Consider the following 12,790-nt stretch of genomic DNA (forward strand, 5'->3'; position numbering starts at 1 on the left):
ATTAAACCATGCAAAATAAATTTGAAGATATTGAAGATGCAGTAACCGAAAGTGGTGCTTGGGAAACCTTTGTCGAGTTTTTAAATTTAGGGTTTCAATTCGGATCCGAAGCTAGTCCAATTAATATTTCGGTAGGTCTTCTGGTATTAATAATCATTATATACCTTTTAACAACTATTGTATTAAATTTTCTTCACCGATTGTATGCCAAGCGTCTACCTCAAGCAGATAAAGCTAAATTCAATACAGTCTTTTCATTTGCTAGATGGTTAATTTATTTGGTTGTAATTCTAGTTGTTTTCGATTCGGTAGGTGTTAATGTTACCGCAATTTTTGCGGCATCTGCAGCGTTATTGATAGGTGTTGGATTAGCATTGCAAACATTTTTCCAGGATATACTTTCTGGTGTATTTATTTTAGTTGATCAAAGTTTACATGTTGGAGATATTATTGAAATAGAAGGCAAAGTTGGACGTGTTGAAGAAATTAAACTGCGCACTACACGTGCCGTTACCATTGATAATAGAGTGTTAGTAATTCCAAATCATTTATATTTAACGAATAGCTTATATAACTGGACTCAAAATGACATTTCCACGCGCGAAAATATAACAGTAGGTGTCGCTTATGGTAGTGACACACAATTGGTAAAACGCCTATTGTTGGAAGCGGCTAATTCCCATCCAGAGGTTTTAGATGATACATCAACAGTTGTATTATTTACGGATTTTGGAGATAGTTCCTTGATTTTCAAGGTTGTTTTCACAGTCAGAGATAGTTTTAAATCGCAATTTCCTAAAAGTGATATTCGATTTGAAATAGATAGGTTATTTAGGGAAAACAATGTTTCCATTCCATTTCCACAAAGAGATATTCATATTATTGAAAAAAAGAGTAAATAGTTATGCCAAAAATATTAGTAATTGAAGATGAAGCAGCCATTAGGCGTGTACTTGTAAAAATCCTATCAGAAGAAAATGATACGTATCAAGTAGAAGAAGCTGAAGACGGTTTAGAAGGTTTAGAGAAAATTAAAAATGAAGATTATGATCTCGTTTTTTGCGATATTAAAATGCCAAAAATGGATGGTGTTGATGTATTGATAGCGGCAAAAAAAATAAAACCCGAAATCTCCATTGTCATGATTTCAGGTCATGGCGATTTAGACACAGCGGTTAATACAATGCGTTTGGGTGCCTTTGATTATATCTCCAAGCCACCAGATTTAAACCGTTTGTTGAATACGGTAAGAATAGCTTTGGACACCAAAGTATTGGTGGTTGAAAATAAAATGCTGAAAAAGAAAGTCAGCAAAAACTATGAAATGATTGGCGAAAGTGCTGCTATTTCTCATATTAAAGAAATGATTGAAAAGGTGGCGCAAACAGATGCACGTGTTTTAATTACAGGACCAAACGGAACAGGTAAAGAATTGGTAGCACATTGGTTGCATCAAAAGAGTGACCGTTCTAAAGGGAATTTAGTTGAAGTAAATTGTGCTGCTATTCCATCAGAGTTAATAGAAAGTGAGTTGTTTGGTCATGTAAAAGGTGCCTTTACAAGTGCTGTTAAAGATCGATCAGGGAAATTTGAAACCGCCAATGGAGGTACTATTTTTCTAGATGAAATTGGTGATATGAGTCTTTCTGCTCAAGCTAAAGTACTTCGTGCACTTCAAGAAAATAAAATTCAACGCGTTGGGAACGATAAAGATATTAAAGTAGATGTTCGTGTTATAGCAGCCACCAATAAGGATTTAAAAAAAGAAATAGCTGAAGGTCGTTTTCGTGAGGATTTATATCACAGATTAGCCGTTATTCTTATTCAAGTACCTTCATTAAATGATAGACGCGAAGATATTCCGTTACTAATCGATTATTTTTCTGAAAAAATATCCAATGAACACGGAACCGTTATAAAATCATTCTCTAGTAAAGCCATTAAGCAACTTCAGGAATATGATTGGACCGGAAACATTCGTGAGCTCCGCAACGTTGTAGAGCGTTTAATTATTCTTGGCGAAAAAGAAATTAGCGAAGATGATGTGAAAATGTTCGCTTCCAAATAATCTTAAAATGTCTGAATGTATTCAGGCATTTTTTTTGAAATGTATCCAAAATACAATCCCGCTATTACAACGTTTTATAATTATGTATATTTATAAATCAATTCTAATTCGAATACTATTCTATGAAATCAATTAAGCCAGAAGACTTTAAAGTACAAGCAACGGTAAACTTAAAAGAGATTCAAACAACCTTTGACTTAAAGGAAGATGAAGACAAAATTGAAGACGAATTACAAGATGTTTGTAAAAAACTCGCGAAAATACAAAACGCCATGTATGCACATGGAAAATATGCCGTACTAATTTGTATTCAAGGGATGGATACAGCAGGAAAAGACAGTCTGATACGGGAAGTTTTTAAGGAGCTTAATGCTAGAGGTGTTGTTGTGCATAGTTTTAAAACACCAACGGATTTGGAATTAAAACACGATTATTTATGGCGTCATTATATAGCATTACCAGCACGCGGTAAGTTTGGCGTTTTTAATAGAACGCATTATGAAAACGTATTGGTAACACGTGTGCATCCAGAATATATTTTAAATGAGCATTTACCAGATGTATTATCATTAAATGATGTTAATGATGAGTTTTGGGATAAACGCTTTGAGCAAATCAATAATTTTGAAAAGACAATTGCAGAAAATGGAACGATTATCTTTAAATTTTTCTTGAATATTTCAAAAGAAGAACAAAAAGATAGATTGTTACGGCGATTAGATAAGCCAAATAAAAATTGGAAATTTTCTCCTGGTGATTTGGAAGAGCGTAAACTGTGGAATCATTATCAAGACTGTTACCAAGATGCTATTTCTAGAACAACAAAACCGCATGCACCATGGTATGTGGTTCCTTCAGATGATAAACCAACCGCACGTTATATTGTGGCTAAAATTTTATTAGATACGCTGAAAAAATATGATGATATTCGCGAACCAGAATTGAATGATGACATCAAAGCCAATATAGACGACTACCGAAAGCAATTGGAAAACGAGTAATTTTAAGATTCCTTTTGGAAGTAAACTTTTAAATAAAACCTATTTTAGTTTTTTAACGACATTTATACTATTTATGAAACATGTACTGCCTATTTTATTTTTTCTATTAACCATTAATATAACAGCTCAAACAGATGAAGAAACGTTAAAAACCATTTACTCTACATCCTTAACTAATGGGAAAAGTTACGAGTGGCTTGATTATTTGTCCAACCAAATTGGTGGAAGGCTATCAGGTTCGTTGAATGCCGAAAAAGCAGTTGTTTATACCAAAGAAGAACTGGAAAAATTAGGTTTAGATAAAGTTTGGTTGCAACCCGTAATGGTGCCAAAATGGGTGAGAGGAATTAAAGAGTATGCCTTTATAGAGTCATCTTCTGGAATTACAACTACTGTAAATATTTGTGCGCTAGGTGGCTCTATTGCTACACCAATTGGTGGTGTCAAAGCAGCGGTTTTAGAAGTAAAAGGTATTGATGAATTAATAGCGTTAGGTAAAGACAAGGTGTCAGGGAAAATCATTTTTTTCAATAGACCTATGCAAGCCGATTTAATACAAACCTTTGAAGCCTATGGAGGTTGTGTAGATCAGCGATATGCTGGAGCTATGGAAGCAGGAAAACTTGGGGCTGTTGGTGTTATTGTGCGTTCCATGAATTTACGTCTGGACGATTTACCACATACTGGAAGTATGACCTATGGTAATTTACCAAACTCACAACGGATTCCGTCTGCAGCTATTAGTACAAATGATGCTGAAAAATTGAGTGGTATGTTAGCACTTGATAAAAACATTAAATTATTTTTCAATCAAACTTGTCAGCAATTACAAGACGTTCAGTCGCATAACGTGATTGGTGAAATTACGGGAAGTGAATTTCCAAATGAATACATTATTGTTGGAGGCCATTTAGATTCTTGGGATTTGGGTGATGGTTCTCATGATGATGGTGCAGGTTGCGTACAATCTATGGACGTGTTACGTTTATTAAAGGAAAGTGGTATTAAACCAAAACGTACCATTCGTGTGGTATTATTTATGAACGAAGAAAACGGTTTGCGTGGTGCTACAAAATATGCCGAAATAGCAAAACAGAAAGGTGAAAACCATATTTTTTCATTAGAAAGTGATGCAGGTGGATTTACACCTCGTGGTTTTCAATTTGATTGCGACGATGAAGTTTTTGCTAAAATAGAAAGCTGGAAGGCCTTATTTAAACCCTATTTAATTCATTATTTTGAAAAGGGTGGAAGTGGAGCAGATGTAGCGCCTTTAAAAACAGATACTAATGTTGTTGCAGGACTACGTCCAGATTCCCAACGCTATTTTGATCATCATCATGCAGCCAATGATGTTTTTGAACATGTAAATAAGCGTGAACTGGAATTAGGTGCGGCAACCATGACAAGCTTGGTATATTTAATTGATAAATATGGTATTTAGCCAATATCAAATCAAGAACAACTAAAAGATTAAAATCATGAAAAAAATACTACTTATAGGTTTTATAATTTCTGGGTTTATAGGATTCTGCCAACAGCCAGATCTATTGGCGAATACTTGGTATCTACAAAATGTTATTATTAATGGTGCCAATAATTCTGTTCCTGATAATGGTGAAATTGGTGATAATGGTGATGTTTATTTAAACTTTTTAACACCACCTTATGACTTCCAAACATTTGCTTGTAATGGACTAAGTGGTTCATTAAGTTTTAATGATGTTAATTCAAGTTTTATAGTTTCCGATTTGGGGCAAACGCTGGCTTCCTGTGCCATTTCTGCAAATAATGATTTTGAAGTCTTGTATTTTGGTTTATATTGGGATAATTATAGTAATCCTTTTACTTACAATATCACTTCGGAATCAAATATAAGTACACTAATTGTTACAGCCGTAAATGGAGATCAGGCCATCTATGGAAGTGCTAGACTTCATGTTGAGGCGTTTAAAATGACAGATATAAAAACATATCCTAATCCCGTAATTAACGAGCTCATTGTTGAAAAACAAAATACAACTGAAAGTTTGAATCTTCATGTTTTTAATATGAATGGTCAATTAATAATGTCACAATCAATTCATAGAAAACAAATGGCTATTAATGTCTCCAGTCTAAAATCGGGTGTATATTTTTTTGTTTTTGAAGACACACATTCTAGAAAAGAAATTAGAAAAATAATAAAATAGTAATGAAGCACTTATTAATGTTAAGTTTGGTACTAGTTTTTTCAAAATCTTACAGTCAGTCAGATTCTGAAAAATTACCCTATTATGAAATACCTAAAGCTTCAGAAACTTTTACGGCAGGAACCGTTGCCGCAAGAGCTATTGATGGATTAGGATTTCGATTTTATTGGGCAACTGAAGGTTTGCGAGAGGATGATTTGAATTTTCGCCCAAATGATGATGCACGTTCAACTTTGGAAACGATAGATCATATTTACGACTTGTCTAGAATGATAGCCAATTGCGCTTTAAAAAAAGATAATGCTAAAAAAGATACAGATAAACCCGAAGATTTTGAAGGTTTGCGAAAAGCCACACTTTTAAATTTACAATTAGCGTCAAACATTTTTAAAAAAACCGAAGATGTTGGTGAGTTTAAACTAATTTTTGAAAAATATGAAGTCGAATTTTGGACACTCATTCATGGTCCAATTGAAGATGCCGTTTGGCATTGCGGACAGGTTGCATTATTAAGAAGATCATCTGGAAACCCCTTTAATTCTAAAGTGAGTGTTTTTAGTGGAAGATTACAAGACTAATGGAAAAAGCATATTTACATCAAATTCATCCCGTTTTACCAGTTCAAAATCTTTTGGCTGCTTTATTTTTTTATGTACATAAACTCGGTTTTGAAATTGCGTTTGCAGACGATCCTAAAGTACCTACTTATGCAGGATTAAGACGAGGTGATGTAGAAATTCACTTGCGCTTTCAGAACACAACGAAACCATTACAAACTGCTATTAAACCCGATTTACGTATTGTAACGCAAAACATAGAAAGTTTATATATAGAGTTTGAAGCGAAAGAAATTTTAAAAGAGCAAATTCAGATAATCAATACCGATTGGGGAACTAAAGAATTTACCATTTATGATTTAGATAAAAATGCATTGACATTTTATAGTAATTTATAAGAGTAGAAATCTACTTGGGTATTATTTCTTAAATGCCTAAAAGCGCCTGCTATTTCATGTTTATATAAAGATATCTCGCTTTTACAAGCATAAACAAACCGTAGCAGGACATTCCAACAGCAACAATGGACAAAACAAATGCACCAAAATTTTGGTCTATAAACTGGAATGCATCGGTTAATTTGCTCATTTTTTCATTTCTGAAAGTCAGCCCTGTTCGAATCGTTAAAAAGGACATGATACCAAATATAATACCTCTTGCCGAATGACCAATAATCCCCAAATTGAGGAGTAATTTTTGAATTTCAGGTTTTATTTTTGAGGATTGTACATTTTTCTTAAATTGATTGGATAGTATAAAGTAAATTTCAAATAGTGCTTTACTACCAAAAATTAATCCAATGATTACCGCACTTATACTGCCAAATGATGAATTTAAAAGTTTGATAACAGATTCTTGCTGTGTGTCATAACCAGCTCCAAATAAAAGTTTAAGAGCTATAAAGCCTAGTGATCCATAAAATAATCCACCGGTAAAAAAACCAGCTCTTACAAATAAGGCATTTAATTTGGTTCCTAAATTCCGAGAATCTGTAAAGGTTTGGTAGAAACGCCAAAACGTATAGCTAAATAAACCAATCGCCACAGCAGCCAATAGCACTTTTGCAACAGGCTGTCCAGAAAGAAATCCAATTACCCCTTTGGTTCCCACTTCGCGACCGCCCAAATTGAAGGTTTTTAAAGCTGTTAAAACGCCAACAAGAATGTAAACGAATCCAATAGCGCTTAAACCAACGCGAGCAATGTTTTCTTTTTTAGTAGCCATAAATACGTGTACTTTTCTTTTTATAGAAATGTAAAGTAATTAAAATGATTTCAGAATAATTATCTGAACCCATATTAAATTGAACGCTTTTACGCGAATTGGACTATAATGTTGTAATACTAAACGTTGAAGTTTGGCAACATTTTGATTTAGCTATTTGTGCAATGCGCACAATTGATGTTGCTTGATATGGAGAAGGTTTTATCGGATGACCGCCTGAGAGGCAGGAAGGCGAGAATATTATTGGTTCATGGTTCATTTTAAATAGTGTTGTGCCTACCTGGCGGCAGGCCGGCTTTCGTTATTTTTCAATTTAATTTATTTACTGACTCTTTTTCTATACTATCTAAAATTGAATTTACTTGTTCCAACATCTGTCTTTGTCGTTTTAACCTATTAAGCTCGTCGATAGATTTCATAAACAAGTTCCCAAAGTAAGAATCATTTGCGAAGAAAGTTTCAGCGATATTAAGACTGTCAATTTTCCTCGATTTATACTTTAATCTTTTTCTAATTTTATTATCGGCTATTTTAAACACAAAAGAACTTGTTGCATTTTTTAGCTTTTCTAAAAATTGCATCGAAGATTCTTGGTCTTCAAAGCCAGATTCAAAGTCTGCAACAAACTGTGCTAACAAGCTTCTTAAGTTTTCATTTTGTATGAGGTCAACTTTTCCAGCACTTATCAACGAATTGTAAGCTCCTATAACTGGTTCTGCGCGATACCACGAAGTGCCCCACTAATAAGAAGGCTCAAAGCGTCTAAATGTGTATTAAAATAGTGCTGCTCTTTTTTATTTTGCCTTTCATAAATTTCTGCTAGAACTTTACTGTGGTTTATTACTTTGGATTGATATTTAATAGTTTTTTCAATTCTTTCTTAAGAGACTTTGAAATCGGCTTTTAACGCAATTAGAATCTTTGCTTCTTCGTTTCTAGATTTTCTATTTTCATTCCAATTATTAATAGAAAGCGCAATCAAAATACCAAGAACCACAAGAATTATTTCACCAATGGCATACTTTAGATATTTTGAGTTTTTTCCTGTTTCTAATGATGTATATCCTAATTTTTTGAACAATTTTATCATATCTATGTCTCTTCCTGTTATAATTTCCGTCCACAAAACATTTCGTAAAACTCAATCTAAATTTTCCTCTATATTCTGGAGATTATCATCAGGAATCCGATCTATCATTTTATTGTAAGGATCTATTCCTGCTTTTATGGGAAGTTTTGAAGTGATATAAGTAAACGTGGATTTTCCTGGTTTTACCCATACTTTTTCTATAACTAAAGGCGATTTTATTGTCATGCCTTGTGTGTTTTCAATATCAGTATCAAAAACCGCAATTTCAAGGAGGTTTGGTTTGTCTCCTGTAGCTAGTAGTTTACCATTACCATCAAAATATTTTTTTGAGCTTTCAACTTCCATGGTCACTTTGTATTTGTTTTCTGCAAGTTTTACATAAGTAGCTTCTGTAACTTTGTTGGAGTAGAGGGTAATCTTTTCAAAACTATCTTTTAAATAATATTGTAGTGAATCTGGAGTGACAGATTTCATATAATCATACCATTCTATTGTTGTAGTAAAAGGCGCTTCTGGTCTGAATCGTGCAGCTTCCGTATAGGCTTTAAAAGCGCTGTTTAACGTGTTTTCACCAATTAAATCTTGAAGTCCAAAAAGAATGAGACCTCCTTTTTGATACCAAACATAGGCTTGATTGTCATTATCTAAAAGTGTCTTTTCAAATTTACTTTCATTGGCTCTGCCTCTTAAATAGCGATCTAATTCATCTTTAAGAAATCGTTGCATGGCATCTGCTCCATATTCTTCTTTCATTACCATAAGTGCAGCATATTCTGCCATAGATTCTGAAATTTGATTTGCACCTCGGGTTGCCGATGGTGTAATTTGATGTCCCCACCATTGATGCGCCATCTCGTGTGAAGTAACAAAATAAAGGTAGTCTACATCATTCGGATCACTAAAATCACCAACCCAAGCGAAACTCTCTGAAAAAGGAACGGTATTAGGAAATGATTGTGCAAAACCTTGATATCTTGGAAACTCTAGAATACGCATTTGTCTATATTGGTAAGCTCCAAAATTTTCAGAAAAGTAATCCATTGAGTGTTTTACACTTTTTACAAATCGATCTATATTATACGTATGAGTTGGATGATGAAATATTTCAATATTTACTTTTTCGCCTGATTTCCCTGTCCAAACCTCTCTATGAACATCATATTCTGCAGAAGAAATATTATAGAAGAAATCTAATTCTCCTGACATTTTATAGTGGTAATATTTACGGCCATTTTCTTCCCATTCTTTTTGCAATTGGCCAGGCATTATTGCAATTTGATTAGGAGCTGTGCTTACAACACCTTCAAAAGTAATATAATCTGCATCATCATTAAAGAGTAAATTACGCGTTCCCCAAGGGTCTGTTTGTTCTGGTAGTTGATACTCTTTTATAGGTAAATCATACTTTTTACGGTCTTGGTCACTGGTTAATTCTCCTTGAGCACTATAACCAAATGTTGGGAAAAAATTGTTATTTAAAAACGTGCCATTATAAACAATATCAGATCCCGAACCTTCATTAGGGAATCCTTCATAATTAGCTGCAATCTCCAACTCTAACGTGATGGTGTCTTTAGGTTGTAACGGTTTTTCAAAAGCATAAATTTCGTAACCAAAATCATCAAAACGTTTACCCAATTTTGGTGATTTACCATCTAAAGTTAAGAGTTTTACTTCTTTCTTAAGCAGTCCTTCTGGTCCCCAATTAAGATGTAACGAATCTATTACTTCATCTGTTTTGTTAACCATTACATATTTAGTTCTAATTGTAGCAGCACGTTCTTCGGGTACTAAATCTGCAAAGACTTTTACATCAATAACTTTTGGTTGCGCAATTTTATCGTATTTACTTAATTGCTTTTCATATTCCGCAGATCCAATGGTTCCTTGTTCTACGGTTCGGTAGTTGTTTAACGTTTTGGTGTTGTAATTAATAAATGCACCCGAACCTATAAAAATAGCGAACAGAATAACAAAAGCTGAAATCGTTCTGATATTCAATCGTTCTTTAGCTACTTGCCAACGGGCTTTTCTACCGGAATCTGTTCCGCGTTTCCAAAAAAGATATCCAATAACTAATAATACACCTCCACAGGCCAACCAATAGGTTCTAAACCAGAATAACGCTTCGGCAAAATGCCCGAATCCATTCATATCAGAAACCGTATAACCAGGAGCATAGCTATATAAGTATAAATTATTGTTCACATCGCCTATGCTGTTTAGTCCAAAAAGCAATACCCAAAAAGCAATAGCAATAACGTGGCCTACGAATTTTTTGTTTACTAATGAGTGAACGAAAAAGGCTAATAATACGAAGATGATATATTTAGGAAATTCAATTAAATACAAGTCTGTAAAGTACTTATCAAATTCAAAATTAAAATACCCTTTCAGAATTTGATTTATAACACCACTAACTAAAATCATGTTGACTAAAACAAAACTGATCAAGACTAATGCTAAAAATTTAGAACCATATACTAAACGATTTGGTAATGGAAGGGATCCAAATATTTGATCGTAATTTACATTCCGTTCTCTATGCAATACTTCACCTGTCATAAATACAATAAGAATAAAAATGAGAATGACATAGGTAGCATTTTTCATTTCTAGCATATAATAGGTGAGTGGCAAGGAAGGTGTTCCATAAATAGGCGAACCAAACCATCCGTCGAAAAACAGAAATAACACAGCAGCAATTAATATGGCTATAAAAAACTTATCTCTAATAATATTTTTGAATTCCATTAAGGCTAACCCAAACAATAATTTAATATTTAAACCATTTGAGAAAACTTGTGAAACATTAGGGATTTTAGTTTGTGCAGTTGTTGCAAGCGTTTTATCTGCATGATCTTTTTTCTTTTTCGACGTATAGTTTTTATTTAAAAACTTCTGAAAATCAAAACGAAATAAGGTAAAAAGAAATACCAATACACCCAATCCAACCCAAATAATCCGATTCCAAATTAACATACCTGTAAACGGAACCGTTAAACTATTTTGTTCTTCGGGTGTCCAGTATTGAATCATATTTTGATACGCACCTAAACCAAAAGGATCCAATAAGCTTACTAAATCTTTATTTTCAATATCTTGAGTTAAAGTCAAAGTGATTAAATACGTAATAAAAAGGATGGCACCACCTGCATAAGCCAACATGACCTTTTTAGTTAAACCTACCAAAGCAAAGAAAATACAACCTGCAAAGAAAAAATTAGTCCAATACAAAAATAAGGTAGGTTGTATGTAATGCCAAAGGTTAAATGTGGTAAAGCGTTCTGGTTCCTCATAACCTGCTAAAGGACCTACAGCAAAACCTATAATTAATCCTAATTGTAATCCTAAACTTACCATGAATAACACGGACATTGAACCGAAAAAACGCCCTAATAAATAGCCTTTTTCACTAATTGGATATGAGAAATAGTAATTTTCTGTTTTGTGCTCTATATCTCTATAAACTGGAACACCCATTATGGCGCTAGAAAGCATAATACCAAAAATGCTAATGGTTGTTAACATGGTAGCAATAGCAACCGGCGAGTTTACAAAAACCTTTTCTGAAGCAGGACCATTTCCGCCAATGGCGACTATTAATCCAAATACCATTAGAATTCCAAAATATGCCCAAGTTGCTGGACGTTTTAATCTGTACTTAATTTCGAATATGAAAATTTCTTTAAACATAATTGAACGATTTTAAAATGAATTTATGAAACAATTAAACTAAAGTAGCATCCATACGCGATGTGATTTCAGCAAAATAAACATCTTCCAAATCTGCAGCAGTAGCTTGAAAAGAAGCATCGGGTTGGTTATCACTTAATACGTGAATTATGGTTTTTCCTGCTTTTAAATGTGTGGAAATAACTTGTAGATCAGATTGGTAGTTTGCCAATTCGCCTTTTTCTATCGCTTTTGTCCAAACCTTGTCTTTAATACCTTGAGTTAAATCATTTGGAATGCCTTTTACCACGACTTCGCCTAAACAAATTATAGCCATATTGTTACATAAATTCGAAATATCATCCACAATATGTGTCGATAAAATGACGATGGTATTTTCGCCAATTTCGCATAATAAATTATGAAAACGATTTCGTTCAGCAGGATCTAAACCAGCAGTTGGTTCATCAACAATTATTAATTTTGGATCGCCTATTAAGGCTTGTGCAATACCAAAACGTTGTTTCATTCCACCAGAATACGTTCCTAAACTTTTATTCCGAACATGCCATAAATTGGTTTTATTTAGTAGTGATTCAACCAAATCTTTACGTTCGCCTTTGTTGGCTATTCCTTTTAGTGAAGCAATATGATTCAGCATATTATAGGAACTAACTTTAGGATATACACCAAACTCCTGTGGTAAGTAGCCTAGAATTTTTCTGACTTCGGCTTTGTCTTTTAAAATATCTAAATCGCCTAACGTGACAGAGCCAGAATCGGCTTGTTGTAATGTTGCTAAGGTTCTCATTAACGATGATTTCCCAGCGCCATTTGGCCCTAAAAGTCCGAACATGCCTTGAGGAATGTTAAGCGTAATATTGTTTAAAGCTTTGACACCGTTTGAATAGGTTTTATTAAGATTTTCGATTTTTAATTCCATAATTTATTGTGTTTGGTTGGTTTTATATTGCTAATTATCA

At 33.6% G+C, this 12,790-nt stretch carries 12 protein-coding genes; 7 read left to right on the forward strand and 5 right to left on the reverse strand.

Annotation, left to right across the window (positions count from 1 at the left end; translation table 11 throughout):
• Positions 1-8 precede the first annotated feature (8 nt).
• The 7 genes from ES675_RS12800 (at position 9) to ES675_RS12830 (ending at position 6,216) form a co-directional block, all read left to right on the forward strand.
• The gene (locus ES675_RS12800) at positions 9-902 is read left to right on the forward strand and encodes a mechanosensitive ion channel family protein (RefSeq protein WP_066254264.1); all 894 of its coding nucleotides are present in this window, start codon (positions 9-11) and stop codon (positions 900-902) included.
• A gap of 2 nt (positions 903-904) precedes the next feature.
• Positions 905-2,068, forward strand: coding sequence for a sigma-54-dependent transcriptional regulator (locus tag ES675_RS12805; RefSeq protein WP_066254269.1), 1,164 nt, complete (start codon positions 905-907; stop codon positions 2,066-2,068).
• A gap of 122 nt (positions 2,069-2,190) precedes the next feature.
• Entirely contained in the window at positions 2,191-3,069 is an 879-nt protein-coding gene (locus tag ES675_RS12810) for a PPK2 family polyphosphate kinase (RefSeq protein ID WP_066254273.1), read from the forward strand.
• Positions 3,070-3,142: 73 nt separating this feature from the next.
• A complete protein-coding gene (locus tag ES675_RS12815; protein WP_066254277.1) occupies positions 3,143-4,513 on the forward strand; it encodes a M20/M25/M40 family metallo-hydrolase in 1,371 nt (456 codons plus the stop codon).
• Between the two features lie 37 nt (positions 4,514-4,550).
• Positions 4,551-5,261 carry a T9SS type A sorting domain-containing protein gene (locus tag ES675_RS12820; protein ID WP_066254280.1) on the forward strand — a complete coding sequence of 237 codons (711 nt, stop codon included), beginning with the start codon at positions 4,551-4,553 and terminating at the stop codon, positions 5,259-5,261.
• Between the two features lie 2 nt (positions 5,262-5,263).
• Complete coding sequence (locus ES675_RS12825; protein ID WP_066254284.1) at positions 5,264-5,839, forward strand: hypothetical protein; 576 nt, start codon at positions 5,264-5,266, stop codon at positions 5,837-5,839.
• Entirely contained in the window at positions 5,839-6,216 is a 378-nt protein-coding gene (locus ES675_RS12830) for a glyoxalase/bleomycin resistance/extradiol dioxygenase family protein (RefSeq protein ID WP_066254287.1), read from the forward strand. The genes ES675_RS12825 and ES675_RS12830 overlap by 1 nt, the downstream gene beginning before the upstream one ends.
• 49 nt (positions 6,217-6,265) lie before the next feature.
• Here the strand turns inward: ES675_RS12830 and ES675_RS12835 are convergent, their stop codons facing one another.
• The 5 genes from ES675_RS12835 to ES675_RS12855 form a co-directional block, all read right to left on the reverse strand.
• The gene (locus ES675_RS12835; protein WP_066254291.1) at positions 6,266-7,042 is read right to left on the reverse strand and encodes a DUF1206 domain-containing protein; all 777 of its coding nucleotides are present in this window, start codon (positions 7,040-7,042) and stop codon (positions 6,266-6,268) included.
• 308 nt (positions 7,043-7,350) lie between these two features.
• Positions 7,351-7,680: a hypothetical protein gene (locus tag ES675_RS12840; RefSeq protein WP_148367487.1), complete on the reverse strand. Its 330-nt coding sequence runs from the start codon at positions 7,678-7,680 to the stop codon at positions 7,351-7,353.
• Positions 7,681-7,922: 242 nt separating this feature from the next.
• On the reverse strand, positions 7,923-8,132 hold the full coding sequence (locus ES675_RS12845; protein ID WP_066254300.1) for a DUF6090 family protein: 210 nt from the start codon (positions 8,130-8,132) through the stop codon (positions 7,923-7,925).
• A gap of 51 nt (positions 8,133-8,183) precedes the next feature.
• A complete protein-coding gene (locus ES675_RS12850) occupies positions 8,184-11,828 on the reverse strand; it encodes an ABC transporter permease/M1 family aminopeptidase (protein WP_066254302.1) in 3,645 nt (1,214 codons plus the stop codon).
• A gap of 34 nt (positions 11,829-11,862) precedes the next feature.
• Entirely contained in the window at positions 11,863-12,750 is an 888-nt protein-coding gene (locus ES675_RS12855; RefSeq protein WP_066254306.1) for an ABC transporter ATP-binding protein, read from the reverse strand.
• Positions 12,751-12,790 lie beyond the last annotated feature (40 nt).

The organism is Algorimicrobium algoritergicola (assembly GCF_008086165.1).
Classification (GTDB): domain Bacteria; phylum Bacteroidota; class Bacteroidia; order Flavobacteriales; family Flavobacteriaceae; genus Algorimicrobium; species Algorimicrobium algoritergicola.

Coding starts and splice junctions, on each gene's coding strand:
- ES675_RS12820 (WP_066254280.1), top strand. CDS start 4,551: ATGAAAAAAATACTACTTATAGGTTTTATAATTTCTGGGTTTATAGGA.
- ES675_RS12835 (WP_066254291.1), bottom strand. CDS start 7,042: ATGGCTACTAAAAAAGAAAACATTGCTCGCGTTGGTTTAAGCGCTATT.
- ES675_RS12825 (WP_066254284.1), top strand. CDS start 5,264: ATGAAGCACTTATTAATGTTAAGTTTGGTACTAGTTTTTTCAAAATCT.
- ES675_RS12850 (WP_066254302.1), bottom strand. CDS start 11,828: ATGTTTAAAGAAATTTTCATATTCGAAATTAAGTACAGATTAAAACGT.
- ES675_RS12830 (WP_066254287.1), top strand. CDS start 5,839: ATGGAAAAAGCATATTTACATCAAATTCATCCCGTTTTACCAGTTCAA.
- ES675_RS12845 (WP_066254300.1), bottom strand. CDS start 8,132: ATGATAAAATTGTTCAAAAAATTAGGATATACATCATTAGAAACAGGA.
- ES675_RS12800 (WP_066254264.1), top strand. CDS start 9: ATGCAAAATAAATTTGAAGATATTGAAGATGCAGTAACCGAAAGTGGT.
- ES675_RS12855 (WP_066254306.1), bottom strand. CDS start 12,750: ATGGAATTAAAAATCGAAAATCTTAATAAAACCTATTCAAACGGTGTC.
- ES675_RS12805 (WP_066254269.1), top strand. CDS start 905: ATGCCAAAAATATTAGTAATTGAAGATGAAGCAGCCATTAGGCGTGTA.
- ES675_RS12815 (WP_066254277.1), top strand. CDS start 3,143: ATGAAACATGTACTGCCTATTTTATTTTTTCTATTAACCATTAATATA.
- ES675_RS12810 (WP_066254273.1), top strand. CDS start 2,191: ATGAAATCAATTAAGCCAGAAGACTTTAAAGTACAAGCAACGGTAAAC.